At 70.5% G+C, this 15,360-nt stretch carries 15 protein-coding genes and 1 pseudogene; 11 read left to right on the top strand and 5 right to left on the bottom strand.

The genetic code is table 11. From position 1 onward, the window contains the following. Nucleotides 1-15: 15 nt before the first annotated feature. Both RPX00_RS40740 and RPX00_RS40735 read right to left on the bottom strand, forming a co-directional pair. Nucleotides 16-300: a hypothetical protein gene (locus RPX00_RS40740; protein ID WP_406633707.1), complete on the bottom strand. Its 285-nt coding sequence runs from the start codon at nt 298-300 to the stop codon at nt 16-18. Next, nucleotides 297-836, bottom strand: a complete 540-nt coding sequence (locus RPX00_RS40735) for an RNA polymerase sigma factor (protein ID WP_406633705.1) — start codon at nt 834-836, stop codon at nt 297-299. Before RPX00_RS40735 ends, RPX00_RS40740 begins: the two co-directional genes overlap by 4 nt. A 389-nt stretch (nt 837-1,225) precedes the next feature. Between RPX00_RS40735 and RPX00_RS40730 the strand changes: the two genes are divergently transcribed. From RPX00_RS40730 to RPX00_RS40680, 11 genes are all read left to right on the top strand, one after another. Continuing rightward, entirely contained in the window at nt 1,226-2,110 is an 885-nt protein-coding gene (locus RPX00_RS40730) for a nitroreductase/quinone reductase family protein (protein ID WP_406633703.1), read from the top strand. A 553-nt stretch (nt 2,111-2,663) separates the two neighbouring features. After that, nucleotides 2,664-4,190 carry a sugar transferase gene (locus RPX00_RS40725; RefSeq protein WP_406633701.1) on the top strand — a complete coding sequence of 509 codons (1,527 nt, stop codon included), beginning with the start codon at nt 2,664-2,666 and terminating at the stop codon, nt 4,188-4,190. 111 nt (nt 4,191-4,301) lie between these two features. Beyond that, a complete protein-coding gene (locus tag RPX00_RS40720) occupies nt 4,302-4,916 on the top strand; it encodes a malonic semialdehyde reductase (protein ID WP_406633700.1) in 615 nt (204 codons plus the stop codon). A gap of 144 nt (nt 4,917-5,060) precedes the next feature. Then, nucleotides 5,061-7,088 carry a threonine--tRNA ligase gene (gene thrS, locus RPX00_RS40715; RefSeq protein ID WP_406633698.1) on the top strand — a complete coding sequence of 676 codons (2,028 nt, stop codon included), beginning with the start codon at nt 5,061-5,063 and terminating at the stop codon, nt 7,086-7,088. Then, nucleotides 7,085-7,627, top strand: a complete 543-nt coding sequence (locus tag RPX00_RS40710; protein ID WP_406633696.1) for an HIT family protein — start codon at nt 7,085-7,087, stop codon at nt 7,625-7,627. Before thrS ends, RPX00_RS40710 begins: the two co-directional genes overlap by 4 nt. Before the next feature lie 50 nt (nt 7,628-7,677). Beyond that, nucleotides 7,678-8,208 carry a MarR family winged helix-turn-helix transcriptional regulator gene (locus tag RPX00_RS40705; protein WP_406633694.1) on the top strand — a complete coding sequence of 177 codons (531 nt, stop codon included), beginning with the start codon at nt 7,678-7,680 and terminating at the stop codon, nt 8,206-8,208. 100 nt (nt 8,209-8,308) lie between these two features. Continuing rightward, nucleotides 8,309-8,956, top strand: a complete 648-nt coding sequence (gene pgsA, locus RPX00_RS40700) for a phosphatidylinositol phosphate synthase (protein WP_406633692.1) — start codon at nt 8,309-8,311, stop codon at nt 8,954-8,956. Then, complete coding sequence (locus tag RPX00_RS40695) at nt 8,953-9,855, top strand: phosphatidylinositol mannoside acyltransferase (protein ID WP_406633690.1); 903 nt, start codon at nt 8,953-8,955, stop codon at nt 9,853-9,855. The genes pgsA and RPX00_RS40695 overlap by 4 nt, the downstream gene beginning before the upstream one ends. A gap of 17 nt (nt 9,856-9,872) precedes the next feature. Further along, a complete protein-coding gene (locus tag RPX00_RS40690; protein ID WP_406643251.1) occupies nt 9,873-11,015 on the top strand; it encodes a glycosyltransferase family 4 protein in 1,143 nt (380 codons plus the stop codon). Further along, complete coding sequence (locus tag RPX00_RS40685) at nt 11,012-11,497, top strand: NUDIX hydrolase (protein WP_406633688.1); 486 nt, start codon at nt 11,012-11,014, stop codon at nt 11,495-11,497. Before RPX00_RS40690 ends, RPX00_RS40685 begins: the two co-directional genes overlap by 4 nt. Nucleotides 11,498-11,511: 14 nt before the next feature. After that, entirely contained in the window at nt 11,512-12,024 is a 513-nt protein-coding gene (locus tag RPX00_RS40680; RefSeq protein ID WP_406633686.1) for an XdhC family protein, read from the top strand. A 10-nt stretch (nt 12,025-12,034) separates the two neighbouring features. On the opposite strand, the gene RPX00_RS40675 is transcribed toward RPX00_RS40680, so the two are convergent. From RPX00_RS40675 to RPX00_RS40665, 3 genes and pseudogenes are all read right to left on the bottom strand, one after another. Next, a complete protein-coding gene (locus RPX00_RS40675) occupies nt 12,035-12,268 on the bottom strand; it encodes a 5'-nucleotidase (RefSeq protein ID WP_406643248.1) in 234 nt (77 codons plus the stop codon). Nucleotides 12,269-12,365: 97 nt separating this feature from the next. Next, nucleotides 12,366-12,962 (bottom strand): annotated as a pseudogene (locus RPX00_RS40670) (5'-nucleotidase); the annotation flags it as partial. Between the two features lie 166 nt (nt 12,963-13,128). Continuing rightward, entirely contained in the window at nt 13,129-15,240 is a 2,112-nt protein-coding gene (locus RPX00_RS40665) for an elongation factor G-like protein EF-G2 (protein ID WP_406633684.1), read from the bottom strand. Between the last annotated feature and the right edge of the window lie 120 nt (nt 15,241-15,360).

Below are 15,360 nucleotides of genomic sequence, written 5' to 3'. Positions count from 1 at the left end.
AGTGTACAAATACCCTTACCGGGGTGCAACAGGGTCCACTGGTGCTTCCCGAGACGGTTCCAGCCGGCATTGCCCGTCCTCGCAGGTCCGCTCCAGGCGGCCGCGCGACAGGGTCTGCACCAGCCCGATCGCCCAGCACGTTGGGCAGCCGCGCAGGGCCAGCACGCCGGCCGGGAGCGCCAGCAGGCTGGCCCACCCGACCACCGGAGCCAGCGCGATCGACGCGGCGATCAGGCCGAATCCGACCACTCCGCGCGTCAGATGGGCCGAAAGGGATTTGCTGGCGAACGACGTGCTCATCGGGTTTCCTCCGGGAGATCCAGGCAGGAGCGGACAGCGGCGCGGGCGCGGTGCAGCCGCGACTTCATCGCCGCCGTGCTCAGGCCCAGCGCGGCGGCGACGGTCTTGCCCGGCAGGCCCTGGATGTCGCGCATGATCAGTACGCCGCGCTGGTCGGCGGGCAGTGCCGCGATGGCGGCGGACAGGCGTTCGACCTCCAGCCTGCTCAGCACGTCGTCCTCGGCGGACGGGCCCGCGGCCTCCGGGAGCGGGTCGTCGCGCTGCACGAGGGTGCGCGCCCGGCGCAGGCACTCGTTGCGCACGATGCGGAACATCCACGACGCGAGCGCGGCCGTCGCCCGCAGGGTCCCGATCTTGCGGAACAGGACGATCATCGCTTCCTGTGCCGCGTCCTCCGCGTCCTGGCTGCTCGCGCACAGCGAGAACGCGAACCGCCGGACATGCGGGTACGCGCCGGAGACCAGTACCGCGATCGACGCCTCGTCGCCGCGCTGCGCCGCCAGCACGAGCTGGTCGGCCGGCCAGGGCTCAGCCACGCTTCGACCTGCCGCGCGCTCGCAGGAACACCACGCAGCTGCACACCAGAACCGCCACGACCACTGCCGCGACAATGACTACAGTCATCGAACCTCCTTCACCGCGTCGGCCTCGTGGCCGCACGTCCATAAGAGCGACCGGCCCGGCGAAAGGATTCAGCCTGGGTCGCGCGAGGTTCCGCGGCTCTGCTAACTTAGCTGTGCGCCCCGTATGGGCCTACGCATGGAGGTAGCGGCTAACCAGCCAGCACAGAGATCGGGTTCTCCGTCTCTCGCAGTTTCGCGGATCCTTCCCTGGGATCGCTGCGCCATGCTTACGCCTGCGGGGTCTTTTGGCGTCCCTTCCTGTGCTCGATGCCTCCTTTCCGGGAAATACCGAAAGGAATTGTGTGAGCAACGATTTTCACCGCCGTCTCATCGAGGAGTTCCGCGCGAACCGCGGTGCGCTGGGCGGCATGTTCGAGGGCTGGTCGCTGGCGGTGCTGACGACGACCGGCGCGAAAACCGGGCTGCGCCGGGAAGTGCTGCTCGGCTATCTGGAGATCGACGGCGACGGCTTGGTCGTCGCCTCCGCGAACGGGGCGGACCGCCATCCCGGCTGGTACCACAACATCCGGCGGAATCCGATTGTCACGGTGGAAACCCGCGACGGCGCTTATCGCGCGATCGCCGCTATTCCGCAAGGAGCGGCGTACGAGAAACTGTTCGCGCGAGTCGTCGCCGAAGCTCCGGGATACGGCGATTACCAAGCACAGACGACGCGGCGGATTCCGGTGGTCGTATTGCACCGGATCGAAGCGCGGGCCGGGGAAGAGCGGGTCAAAGGCATGGGCGATTGGCTCGTCGAGGTGCACGAATGGTTCCGCGCTGAGTTGCGGATGTTGCGCGAGCAGGCGGACAACGTCGTCAACGGCGCCGCGACGGCCGTCGTCCGGCCGAAACCCGATCTGGCGCAGGAGATGCGCACCCATTGCCTCAGCTTCTGCACCGCCTTGCGCCGGCATCACGTCGGCGAGGATTCGGCGGTGTTTCCCTCGCTGGCCGAGCAGTTCCCGGCGCTCGCGCCCGCCCTCGCGCAGCTTGCCGAACAGCATCAGACGGTGGCGCGGTTGCAGGGCTCGATCCAGGAGCTGGTCGACGGCGAATCCGACCCGGCCCGGCTGCGGGCCGAATTGGAGCGGCTGGCCGGAGAACTGGAGGCGCACTTCGACTTCGAGGAGCAGGCCGTGGTGACCGCGCTCAACGCGACGGCCGCGGCGCCGCCGACCGCCTGACACCGGGGTATGTCCGTTGTGGACGGCTAGTCCGGCAGAAATGCACGGCACGCATACCTGCCGGGAGCGGGAATGGTTCGGACCACTCGAATGGCCGCAGGCGGGGCAGTCCGCGCGTTCCGGCGCGGATTGCCTCGCGGGCAAGGGGAATCGGCGGGTCGGCGGAAGGCATGTGCCCGAACGGCGGTGCGCCCGGGCGAGGGAACGGCGGATGCCCCGCCCGGGGGAGCTGAATCGGCTGCGGGCCCGCTGGGCCGATCGGTGTAGGTAGTGGGAAACTTGACTACTGCGGGTAATTCCGGTTGCCGGGCCAGCGTGACCCATCGTGACATTCCCGTTATCTTCCCGGTGCTTCTTGACGGGGAAGACTTGCAGGCTGTGGCTGGAAAATCTCTGTAACGCCGCTCGCTGACCGCCCGATACCTTGGCGAGCGTCACACCTTCGGCGACAGCGGGCCGGACCGGATCATGATCACTGACGGTGATTGCCGGTCCTGACTCAGCGTGCCGGCGGCGATCAGGTCCGGGGAGCTTGCGCAGCGCGGGAGGACTGATGGAAGAACCGGTGCGGTCATGGCCCGCGGACGGCGTCGCGCTGCCGCGGGTCGACCTGAGGGCGGTCCCCGCGCCGCCGGCCGACGCGGCGGCCGCGCCGCTCGACCCGGCCGGGGTCTGCCCGGCCGAGGGCGATCCGCCGAAAACGCACGCCGCGGAATGGGAAAAGCGGTACCGCCGGACGGTGATCGCGTCGGATCTCGTCGCGGCCTGCCTGGTGATCGCGATCAGCGCGTTCGTCATCGACCGGCTCGCGCCGCACGACATGCACGCGTTCGGCACCGCGTTCGCGATTCTGTGCGCCCTTCCGGTCAGCCGCGCCTGGAGCCCGCGGGTGCTGGGCGAAGGCCCGGAGGAATACCGCACGCTGGGGCGGGCATTGATCACCGCCGCGGTTCTGGTCGCGTTCGGCGGATTGCTGTTCGGTGCGCTCGAAGTGCAGCCGTGGGTGTTTTTCGTGGTGCCCGCCGTCGCATTGGTGCTGTTTCCCCAGCGATACGTGCTGAGGCAGATTCTGCACCGGAGACGGCGGCGCGGGCTGTGCCTGCTGCCGGTGATGGCGGCGGGCAGCGCGGAAACCGTCGCCGACCTGATCCGGCGGACGCGGACCGAAGCGCACGTCGGATGGCGGGTCGAGGCGGTGTGCACGTCCACCGGCACCGGGGAGATCGAGGGGGTGCCGGTGGTCGGGCGGCTCGAGGAGCTTTCCCGGCACGTGCGCCGCGGCGGGTACCGGGTCGTGGCCATCACGGGCGACCAGTACTGGAATCCGGAGCGGTTGCAGCGGCTGGCCTGGGATCTCGAAGGCACGTCGTCGGAGATGGTCGTCGCGCCGGTGCTGATGGAGGTCGCCGGGCCGCGGCTGAACGTCAGCGGGGTGCTGGGCATGCCGCTGCTGCGCGTCACCGCGCCCGCGTTCACCGGCGGCCGCCGGCTGGTCAAGGAGGTCGTCGACCGGTGCGGGGCGGCGGTGCTGCTCGCGCTGTTCTCGCCGATCCTGCTGGCGATCGCGGTGGCGGTGAAGGCGGGCGACCGGGGTCCGGTGATTTACCGGCAGCGGCGCATCGGCAAGGACGGCGAAGCGTTCACCATGCTCAAATTCCGCACCATGGTCGTCAACGCGCATCTGATCCGCAGCGACCTGGAGACCGCCAACGAGGGCGCGGGGCCGCTGTTCAAGATGAAGAAGGACCCCCGGGTGACGAAGGTCGGCGGGCTGCTGCGGCGGTACTCGCTCGACGAGCTGCCGCAGCTGTTCAACGTCGTCGCCGGGCGGATGTCGCTGGTGGGGCCCCGGCCTCCGCTGCCGGAGGAGACCGCGACGTATGCCCCGGCCGCGCGCCGCAGGCTGCTGGTGAAGCCGGGGCTGACCGGGCTGTGGCAGGTGAGCGGGCGCAGCGATCTGTCCTGGGACGAGAGCATCCGGCTCGACCTGCGCTATGTCGAGGACTGGTCGCTGGCGCTGGACCTGGTGATCCTGTGGAAGACTTTCCGTGCCGTGCTCGCCGGGCAGGGGGCCTACTGACCGCTCCGGCGGTGCGCTGGGTCACATCCGGCCCGGAGGCGAAATAGTCAAGCGTTCAACCATGTTGGTGCCCTGCGTAGGCGACAGCATGGGAAGGAACGAGGGACTCCGATGACTACTTTCGCAGAATCCGAGCAGCAGCTGCAGGTGCCCGCCGAGGTGCAGGACCTGCTCTTCCGCGAGGCGCGCACCGCCAACAGCTTCAGCTCCGAGCCGGTGACCGACGAGCAGGTCCGGGCGATCTACGACCTCGTCAAGTGGGCCCCGACGTCGATGAACACCCAGCCGCTGCGCGCGCTGGTGATCCGCAGCGACGAGGCCAAGCAGCGCCTGCTGCCGCACCTGGCCGAGGGCAACCGCGCCAAGACCGAGACCGCGCCGCTGACCGTGATCCTGGCCGCGGACGTCGACTTCCACGAGAACATCCCGCAGACCTTCCCGCACAACCCGGGCGTGAAGGACAACTTCGCCGACGAGGCGGGCCGCGTCGAGTTCTCCAAGCTGAACTCGCTGCTGCAGGTCGGCTACTTCATCATCGGCGTGCGCGCCGCCGGACTGGCCGCGGGCCCGATGACCGGCTTCGACGCCGCGGGCGTGGACAAGGAGTTCTTCTCCGGCAACAACTGGCGTTCGCTCGTTGTGGTGAACGTCGGCAAGCCGGGCGAGAACCCGTGGTTCGACCGCCTGCCGCGGCTCGACTTCGACCAGGTCGTCGAGACCCTCTGACCCCATCGCTGTCGCCGAGAGGCCGCCCCGCACGCCCGGGGCGGCCTCTCGGCGTCCCGGGCGACGGCGGTCGAATCGGCGATCCCGCCGCCGACTAGCATCAGCGGGAGTCGTTTCACTTACTTCTCCCAAAGGAGTCCGATCGTGTCCCAACCGTCGTCAGCTGCCGCCGTACCCGCCCCGCGCGTGGTGGTGCCGGCGGGCACTACGGCGGGCGCCGCGGTGCGCGAAGCCGGGCTGCCCACCAAGGGCCCGGACACGATCGTCGTCGTCCGCGACGCCGACGGGAAGCTGCGCGACCTCGCGTGGGCCCCCGAGGCCGAGGCGCAGGTCGAAGCAGTCGCGGCGAACACCGAGGACGGCCGCAGCGTGATCCGGCACTCTGCCGCCCACGTGCTCGCCCAGGCCGTGCAGCAGGAATTCCCGGACGCCAAGCTCGGCATCGGCCCGCCGGTGCGCGACGGCTTCTACTACGACTTCGCCGTCGAAAAGCCGTTCACGCCCGAGGATCTGCAGAAGCTCGAGAAGCGGATGAAGCAGATCGTCAAGGGCGCGCAGCAGTTCTCGCGCCGCGTCTTCGCTTCGACGGACGAGGCCAAGGAAGAGCTGAAGGACGAGCCGTTCAAGCTCGAGCTGGTGGACCTCAAGTCCGATGTGGACACCACCGAGGTGATGGAGGTCGGCGGGGGAGAGCTGACCATCTACGACAACCTCGACCCGCGCACCAAGGAACGCGTGTGGAGCGACCTCTGCCGCGGCCCGCACGTGCCCACCACCAAGTTCATCCCGGCCTTCAAGCTCACCCGGGTGGCCGCCGCGTACTGGCGCGGCAACGAGAAAAACCCGCAGCTGCAACGGATCTACGGCACCGCCTGGGAATCGGCCGAGGCGCAGGACGCGCACCTCGAGCGCCTCGCCGAGGCCGAGCGCCGCGACCACCGCAAGCTCGGCGCCGAGCTGGACCTGTTCTCCTTCCCCGAGGAGATCGGCTCCGGGCTGCCGGTGTTCCACCCCAAGGGCGGCATCATCCGCCGCGAGCTGGAGAACTACTCGCGCCGCAGGCACGAGGAAGCCGGCTATGAGTTCGTGAACACGCCGCACATCTCCAAGGGCGACCTGTTCCACACCTCCGGGCACCTCCCGTACTACGCGGACACCATGTTCCCGCCGGTGCAGTTCGAGGAAGAGGACTACTACCTCAAGGCGATGAACTGCCCGATGCACAACCTGATCTTCCGCTCGCGCGGGCGGTCCTACCGCGAACTGCCGCTGCGGCTGTTCGAGTTCGGCACCGTCTACCGCTACGAGAAGTCCGGCGTCGTGCACGGCCTCACCCGCGTGCGCGGCCTGACGATGGACGATTCGCACATCTACTGCACCAAGGAGCAGATGCCGTCCGAACTGCGGTCGCTGCTCAAGTTCGTGCTGGACCTGCTGGCCGACTACGGCCTGTCCGACTTCTACCTCGAACTGTCCACGCGAGGGGACTCGGACAAGTTCATCGGCGAGGACTGGGAGTGGGAGGAGGCCACCGAGACGCTGCGCCAGGCCGCCGTCGACTCCGGCCTCGAACTGGTGCCGGACCCGGGCGGCGCGGCCTTCTACGGCCCGAAGATCTCGGTGCAGGCGAAGGACGCCATCGGCCGCACCTGGCAGATGTCGACCATCCAGCTGGACTTCAACCAGAACAAGCGGTTCGGCCTGGAGTACACCGCCTCCGACGGCAGCCGCCAGCGGCCGATCATGATCCACCGCGCGCTGTTCGGCTCGATCGAGCGGTTCTTCGGCGTGCTGACCGAGCACTACGCGGGCGCGTTCCCGGCGTGGCTCTCGCCGGTGCAGACGGTCGCCATCCCGATCACCGCGGACCAGGTCGAGTACCTCCGCGACGTCGAGAAGGCGTTGCGCGCCAAGGGGATCCGCGTCGAGGTCGACGCGAGCGACGACCGGATGCAGAAGAAGATCCGCACGCACACCACGCAGAAGGTGCCGTTCCTGCTGCTGGCCGGCGCGAAGGACGCGGAGGCGGGCGCGGTGTCGTTCCGGTTCCGCGACGGCGGCCAGATCAACGGCGTCCCGGTGGACCAGGCGGTCGAGGCGATCGCCGAATGGGTGCAGCGGCGGGAGAACGCGTCTCCGTCGGCCGAGGCCGTGGAGAAGATCCTGAAGTGACCGAGCCGGAACTCGTCGAACAGGACGGCGTCGGGGTCCCGGACGCGCTGCAGCGGCTGTGGACCCCGCACCGGATGGCCTACATCCGGGGCCAGGACAAGCCGGACGGCGACGAGTCCGACGGCTGCCCGTTCTGCCGCCTGCCCGGACTCGGCGACGACAAGCGCGCGCTGATCATCGCCCGCGGCGAGACGGTGTTCGCGGTGCTGAACCTGTACCCGTACAACCCGGGGCACCTGATGGTGGTTCCGTACCGGCACGTCGCGGACTACCCGGACCTCACGCCCGAGGAGACGCGCGAGCTGGCGGAGTTCACCCAGCACGCGATGGGCGTGATCCGGGCGGTGTCGGCGGCGCACGGGTTCAACATCGGGATGAACCAGGGTGTGATCGCCGGGGCGGGCATCGCCGCGCATCTGCACCAGCACCTGGTCCCGCGCTGGGGCGGCGACGCGAACTTCATGCCGGTGATCGGGCACACGAAGGTGCTGCCGCAGCTGCTCGGCGAAACCCGGGACCTGCTGGCGGGCGCGTGGTGAGGCCCGTCGCGCCTCGGTAATTGAGTGCTCAACCAGCGTATGATGACGATATGTCCGAACCACGCTGGCTGACCGACGAAGAGCAGCGGGTCTGGCGCGCCTACGCCCAGGCCAGCTCGCTGCTGCACGCACACCTCGAAGGACAGCTGCAGCACGAGTCGGGCATGCCGCACACGTACTACGAGGTGCTCGTCGCGCTGTCCGAGGCGGACGGCTGGCGGCTGCGGATGAGCGAACTCGCGTCGGTGCGCGGTTCGTCGCGCAGCCGGCTGTCGCACGCGGTCGCGCGGCTGGAGGCCAAGGGCTGGGTCCAGCGCGAATCGTGTCCGACGGACAAGCGCGGCTCGTGGGCCGTGCTCACCGAGGCCGGGTTCGCCGCGCTGAAGGAGGCCGCGCCCGGGCACGTCGAGGCGGTCCGGGAGACGCTGTTCGACCAGCTGACCCCCGAGCAGGTGGGCCAGCTCGGCGAGATTTCCGAGGCGATCCTGGCCGGGCTGCGCCCTCGGTGCCAGGCCGTGCGCGAGGCCGAGGAGGCGGCGGAATTCGCCGCGCCGGTCGCCGAACTGCCGAAATCCGGCTGACGTTCCGGCGGGTCGCGGGCGGGCGGGTCCGGTTCGGACAGCGGGGTCGATAGGCTTTCGTCGCCCACCCGCCCCCGAATCAGGTGCACAGACGAGGAAGATGCTCAACATTTTCGCCCGTGCCTCGGTCTCCCGCGTGACGGACCCGATCGGCGCCACCCTGGTCCGCGCCGGACTGACCCCGAACGCGATGACCGTGCTCGGCACCGCGGGAGCCGTCGCGTGCGCGCTGGCGTTCTTCCCGCAGGGCATGCTGCTGTGGGGCACGTTCACCGTGTGGGGCTTCGCGATGCTCGACCTGCTCGACGGCGCGATGGCGCGCGCCCGCGGGTACGGCACGCCCTTCGGCGCGGTCCTCGACGCGACCTGCGACCGGCTGGTCGACGGCGCGCTGTTCGCCGCTATCGCGTGGTGGTGCTTCGTCCAGGACCACAACAACCGGGCCGCGGCCGCCGCGCTGATCTGCCTCGTGCTGGCCCAGGTCATTTCCTACGTGAAGGCGCGCGCCGAAGCGTCCGGCCTCGAAGCCGACGGCGGGCTGGTGGAACGCGCGGAGCGGCTGATCATCGCGCTGGTCGGCACCGGGCTGCACGGCCTGGGGGTGCCCTACACCGTGGAGATCACGCTGTGGCTGCTCGCCGTGCTGTCGGTGATCACGCTGCTGCAGCGGGCGGCGGCGGTGGCGAGCGCGGCGCGGGCGGCCGCGGCGAAACAGGCCGACTCGTCGGCGGGCGGGAAGCAACCGTGAGCACACTGTCCCAGCGGCTCAGCGAGTTCGGCTACGCGACGGGCTGGCGGCTCACGCGGCGGCTGCCGAAGTCGTTCGGGTCGGCGACGTTCGCCTTCGGCGCCGACATGGCCGCCCGGCGCGGCGGCGGGGGAGTGCGGCAGCTGCGCGCCAACCTCGCCCGCGTGGTGCCGCAGGCCGGGGAAGCGGAGCTGGACGAGCTGGTGCGGCGCGCGATGCGGTCGTACGCCCGGTACTGGTTCGAGACGTTCCGGCTCCCGGCGATGGACCACGCGGCGGTCGCGAAGCAGGTGACGGTGACCGGGGCGGAGAACATCGACGCGGCGCTCGCCGAGGGCAACGGGGCGGTGATGACGCTGCCGCACAGCGGGAACTGGGACATCGCGGGCGTCTGGCTGGCCAGCTACGCGGGCACCTTCACGACCGTCGCGGAGCGGCTCAAGCCCGAATCGCTGTTCCGCCGGTTCGTGGAGTTCCGCGAATCGCTCGGCTTCGAGATCGTGCCGCTGACCGGCGACAGCGCGGCGATGCGGCTGCTGCTGCGGCGGTTGCGCGAGAACAAGCTGGTGGTCCTGCTGGGGGACCGCGACCTGACGACGTCCGGGATCCCGGTGCGGTTCTTCGGCGAGAAAACGCACCTGCCGCCCGGTCCGGCGCGGCTGGCCGCCACCACCGGAGCCGCGCTGCTGCCGACCGGCTGCTGGTTCACCGAGGACGGCTGGGAGATCCGGATCCATCCGCGCATCCGCGTCACCGCGCGGGCCGAGGTGCCCGCCGCGACGCAGGCGCTGGCCGACGTGTTCGCCGGCGACATCGCCGCGCATCCGGCCGACTGGCACATGCTGCAGCCGTTCTGGCCCGCCGATTCGGCGGCGGCGGCGCTGGAAGAAGCGAGCTGACCCGGGTGGCGCGCGGGTTGAAGATCGGGATCGTGTGCCCGTACTCGTTCGACGTGCCCGGCGGCGTCCAGGGGCACGTGATCGACCTGGCGAAGGCACTGCTCGAACGGGGGCACCGGGTGTCGGTGCTGGCCCCGGCGGACGAGGACGCGCAGCTGCCGGACTTCGTGCACCCGGCGGGCAAGGCGCTGGGGATCCCGTACAACGGCTCGGTCGCGCGGCTGCAGTTCGGGCCGGTGTCCTACGCCCGGGTGCGGCGCTGGATCCGGGACAACGGCTTCGACGTGCTGCACCTGCACGAACCGGCCGCGCCGAGCCTGTCGCTGCTGGCGCTGAAGGTCGCCGACGGGCCGATCGTGGCCACCTTCCACACCGCGACGACGCGCTCGCGGACGCTGGCGGCGTTCCAGCCGGTGCTGCGTCCGCTGCTGGAGAAGATCACCGCGCGGATCGCGGTGTCCGCGCTGGCCCGGCGGGTGCAGGTGGAGCACGCGGGCGGCGACGCGGTGGAGATCCCGAACGGGGTGGACGTCGAGTTCTTCTCCCGCGCCCTGCCGCTGGACGGCTACCCGAGGGCGGGCGGGACGATCGGGTTCGTCGGTCGGTTCACCGAACCGCGCAAGGGCATGGACGTGCTGCTGGAGGCCGCGCGGCGGCTGCTGCCGGAGTTCGAGGACCTGCGGCTGCTGGTGGTCGGCCGCGGCGAGCCGGACCAGCTGCGGCGGATGGCCGGGCCGGAGCTGTGGCCGCACATCGAGCTGCTGGGCCAGGTCGACGACGAGACGAAGGCGCGCGCGCTGCGCAGCGTGGACGTCTACTGCGCGCCCAACACCGGCGGCGAGAGCTTCGGGATGATCCTCACCGAGGCGATGGCCGCGGGCACTCCGGTGCTGGCCAGCGGCCTCGACTCGTTCCGCCGCGTCCTCGACGACGGCCGCGCCGGAATGCTCACCACGACCGGCGACCCGGCCTCCCTGGCCGACGGCCTGCGCGAACTTCTGGGCGACCCGGCGCACCGGGCGTCGCTCGCCGCCGCGGCGGGCGAGCGGGTGACGGCCTATGACTGGGGAGTCGTGGTCACGCAGGTGCTGCGGGTGTACGAAACGGCCATCGCGGCGGATCCCCGGCTGGTCGCGGCGGGGGAGCGGGAGCCGGCGTGACGGTCCTGGTGTGGCTGCTCGTGGCGGTGGCCGCGATCGTGGTGCTCGGCGGGCTGTTCCTGGTCGCGACCGCGAACCGGCTCGACCGCCTGCACGTCCGGACCGACGCGGGCTGGGCCGCGCTGGAGGCCGCCCTCGCGCGCCGGGCGGTCGTGGCGCGGGCGGTGGCCGCAGTACTGCACGACGGCACCGATCTGCACACCGCCGCCGCGCGGGCGGAGGGCGCCGCGCGGCCGGACCGCGAAGCGGCGGAAAACGAACTGACCCTGGCACTGGCCCGGATCGACCGATCCCGGCTGCCGGTGGTGCTCGCCGAGGAACTGACCGACGCCGAACACCGGGTCGTCATCGCGCGCCGCGTCCACAACGACGCGGTGCGGGACACGCTGGCGTTGCGGCGGCGCCGGAAAGTGCGCTACTTCAAGCTGGCCGGGACCGCGCCGCTGCCGGAGTACTTCGAGTTCGCCGAGCCGGACCTCTGAGGCAGACTGGGCGCATGACGACCGAACCCGATGCCTGCGCCGTCGCCCACGGCGAAGCCGAGGAGGCGCCCGCCGAACGGACGCTGGTGGCCGTGTTCGCCTCGCCGGTGGCCCGGTACCTGCTGCGCTACGCGGCCGATCTGGGTTACCGCGCGGTGCTGTTCGAGCCGGACGAGGCGCGGGCGAGCGACGCTCCCGACGGCGTCGAGGTCCGCACGACCGTGCCCTCCCCGGGGCCGGACGCGGATGTCGTCGTGACGGACCACCACCGGCCGGAGCTGGGGACGGTTTTGCAGGCCGCACTGGCGACGCCGACGCGGTGGGTGGGCGTGCTGGGCAACCCGCGGCATCCGGGCCCGCACGTGGAAGCGCTGCGGGCGCTGGGAGTGGCGGAATCGGACATTGCGCGGGTGCATCGGCCGGTCGGGCTGAACATCGGTTCGCGGACGCCGGCGGAGATCGCGATCGCGACGCTGGCGGGGTTGGTGGCGGATCGGAACGGGCGGCCGGGCGGGTTCGAGTTCTGACTCCGTTCGGTCAGGGCTGCTCGTTCACGACTCCGAAGGGGATGTGCACGCTCGGTACCCGGGTGGTCGTGTCGAGGTGCTGCTTCTGGTCGTCGAAGAAGATGTGCGGCTTCAGCACGTCGATGACGGTGCCTTTCGGGATTCCGCCGAGGAAGAATGCTTCGTTCACGGTGGCGCCCCATTGCTTGGGACTGAGGACTGGCCTCTCGTGGGACGGCGCGTTCCGTGCCGTGACGAGGGAAATGCAGAAGGCGTCGCTGGTAGCTGGGATCGTCCCGGAGGCGCTTCCGCTCGAGTTCCTGCAGCCGGTTGAGACCCGCGAGGAAATCCTTCAGCGGGCCGGGCGGATGCGGTACCACGCTATTGGCGGTCTCGTAGGTGTGGAACTCCTGAAGGCCGCCGTTTTGCATGATCCGTTCCGACTGGTCGTCGCAGAGCACGCCGTCGAAGTCGAACGCGACCCGCAGTTCGTCGTCATGGTCGTCCACGAACGACGATTTCATCACCTGGCCTGCGGGGAGGCCTTTCCCGAGGGCCTCCCGGACGTCTTTTTCGTTGGCGGAGAGGAAAAGCGACATGGTGAGCACCTGCATGTAAGTGTACGGAGACCGGCCCTGCGTGAAGATGGCCCGCGTGATCTTCAACTGGTGATGCTGGATTGATCGCATCACCCGGAGACCGGTGTCCGGGGTGTTGCGGGAAAGGACGATGACCTCGACCGGGGGATCGTTTTCGTCTGCGAGGTCGTTGAGCGAGAGCAGCCGTCTGATGAAGGGGAAAGCGTCACCCGGTCTCAACGGGTCGTCGAGTTTGCTTTCCTGGTACGACCGGTATCCGTCTTCTCCCTCGGCCACGAACACCGCATGCGATTCCCGCAGATCGAACAGAGCGCTGGACGCCACGCCCAGGACAAGCCGATCGGTCAATTCGTAAGGCATTTCCGTCCGCCCCTCTTCCCGGCCCGGCATTGTCGTCGGGCATTCATCGGGAAGGTCGCGGACTATCCGGCAAATGTTGCTCTCTGTAACCGTCGGCAATCCGATCCGCCGCCGAGTCGTGACCCGGAACCGGGGAGACGGACCGCCGCCCGTCTCCCCGCGCGGGTCACGTCGGCGCTACCGCCCCCTCCGGCATCGGCTCGAACCGGGCATGCCGCCGCGTGAACGTCGCCGTCCCCGAGGTCAGCGAGCGCAGGTCCACCGCGTATCGCAGCAGTTCCGCCGCGGGTACCTCCGCGTGCACCACCGTGTGCCCGCCCTCCCCGGATTCCGTGCCCAGCACCCGGCCGCGGCGGGACGAGAGGTCGCCCAGCACGGTGCCCAGGTGTTCGTCCGGCAGGGTGACCTCCACCGTGTCCAGCGGCTCCAGCAGCGAGATCCGGCTGGCCGCCGCCGCTTCCCGCAGGGCCAGCGCGCCCGCGGTCTGGAACGCGGCGTCCGAAGAGTCGACGCTGTGCGCCTTCCCGTCGGTCAGCGTCACGCGCACGTCCACCACCGGGTAGCCGTCCTGGACGCCGCGTTGCAACTGCGCTCGCACGCCCTTCTCGACGCTCGGGATGAACTGGTGCGGCACGGCACCGCCGACCACCTTGTCCACGAACTCGAACCCGCCGCCGCGCGGCAGCGGCTCCACTTCGATGTCGCACACCGCGAACTGCCCGTGCCCGCCGGACTGCTTCACATGCCGGCCGTGTCCGCGGGCGGGTTTCGCGAAAGTGGAGCGCAGGCTGATCCGCACCGGCTCGGTGCCGACGTCCGCGCCGCCCGCGCGCAGCCGCGACAGGACGACGTCCGCGTGTGCTTCGCCCATGCACCACAGCACGAGCTGGCCGGTTTCCGCGTTGCGTTCCAGGCGCAGCGTCGGATCGCCCGCGACCAGCCGGGAAAGGTTGCGGGACAAGGTGTCCTCGTCGCTGCGGGACTTCGCGACGACGGCGACCGGCAGCAGCGGTTCGGGCATCCGCCACGGTTTCATCAGCAGCGGATCGTCCGGCGACGACACGGTGTCGCCGGTTTCCGCCGAGCCCACCTTGGTGAGGGCGCACAGATCGCCCGCCACGCAGTACGGCACTTCGCGCAGGTTCGCGCCGAGCGGCGAGTACAGGTGGGCCACGCGTTCGTCGGCGTCGTGGTCTTCGTGGCCGCGCTCGGCGAGGCCGTGGCCCGACACGTGCACGGCGTTCTCCGGGCGGAGCGTTCCGGAAAACACCCGGACGAGCGAAACGCGTCCCACGTACGAGTCCACCGCGGTGCGCACGACCTCGGCCGCGAGGGGGCCGGCCGGGTCGGCGGACAGCTCGTCGTGCGCGGTGCCGTCGGGGCTGGTCACGCCGGGTGGCTGGTGCTCCAGCGGGGAGGGGAACGCGCGCACGATGCCGTCGAGCACCTCGGCGAGCCCGACGCCGGTGGTCGCGCACACGGGGATGACCGGATGGAACGAACCGCGCGCGACGGCGGTTTCGAGGTCGGCGATCAGCACGTCCTCGGCGATCTCCTCGCCGCCGAGGTAGCGGTCCATGAGGGTCTCGTCCTCGCTCTCGGCGATGATGCCCTCGATCAGCTCGTTGCGGGCGTCGGCGAGCCCGTCCAGGGCCGCCGGGTCCGGATCGCCCACGCGCGGCGGATATCCGGCGGAATAGTCGTACTGGCGCTGCGTGATGAGCCCGACCAGTCCGTCCGGCGCGGGCAGGTACAGCGGGAGCACGCCGGCGCCGAAGGCGGCCTGGCAGGCGGCGATCTCGGCGAGCGCGTCGGCGCGGTGGTGGTCGAGCCGCGACACCACGACGGCGCGCGGCATTCCCACCGACGCGCACTCCTCCCACACCGCGACGGTGGCGGCGTCCACGCCCTCGGCGGCGCAGACGACGAACAGCGCGGCGTCCGCGGCGCGCAGCCCGGCGCGCAGCTCGCCCACGAAATCGGCGTACCCCGGCGTGTCGATGAGGTTGATTTTGTGCCCGGCGTGCAGCACCGGGGCGACGGAAAGCCCGACCGAGCGCTGCTGGCGCACCGCCGCCGGGTCGTGGTCGCACACCGTGGTGCCCTCGACGACCGAACCGGCGCGCGGCACGGTGCCGGACGCGGCGAGCAGTGCCTCGGTGAGCGTGGTCTTCCCGGAACCGGAAGGCCCGACGAGGACGACGTTGCGCACCTTGGCGGGGTCGTCCACAGCGACGGCGGCCCCGGTGTCGGTACTCCTGTTCTGCTTGTCGGCCATAGCGGCCTCCTCAGCGACGGCGGATGAAAAAACTGTGTCCCCGATCACACACCCGCGACCCGCCAGGAGGCAAGGCAGGCGGCCTGGGGCCAGCCGTTCGCTCATCGCGGGCTCCGGGAG

This window comes from Amycolatopsis sp. WGS_07, assembly GCF_045278895.1.
GTDB lineage: Bacteria > Actinomycetota > Actinomycetes > Mycobacteriales > Pseudonocardiaceae > Amycolatopsis.
This window is presented reverse-complemented; position numbering and strand designations above follow the sequence as displayed.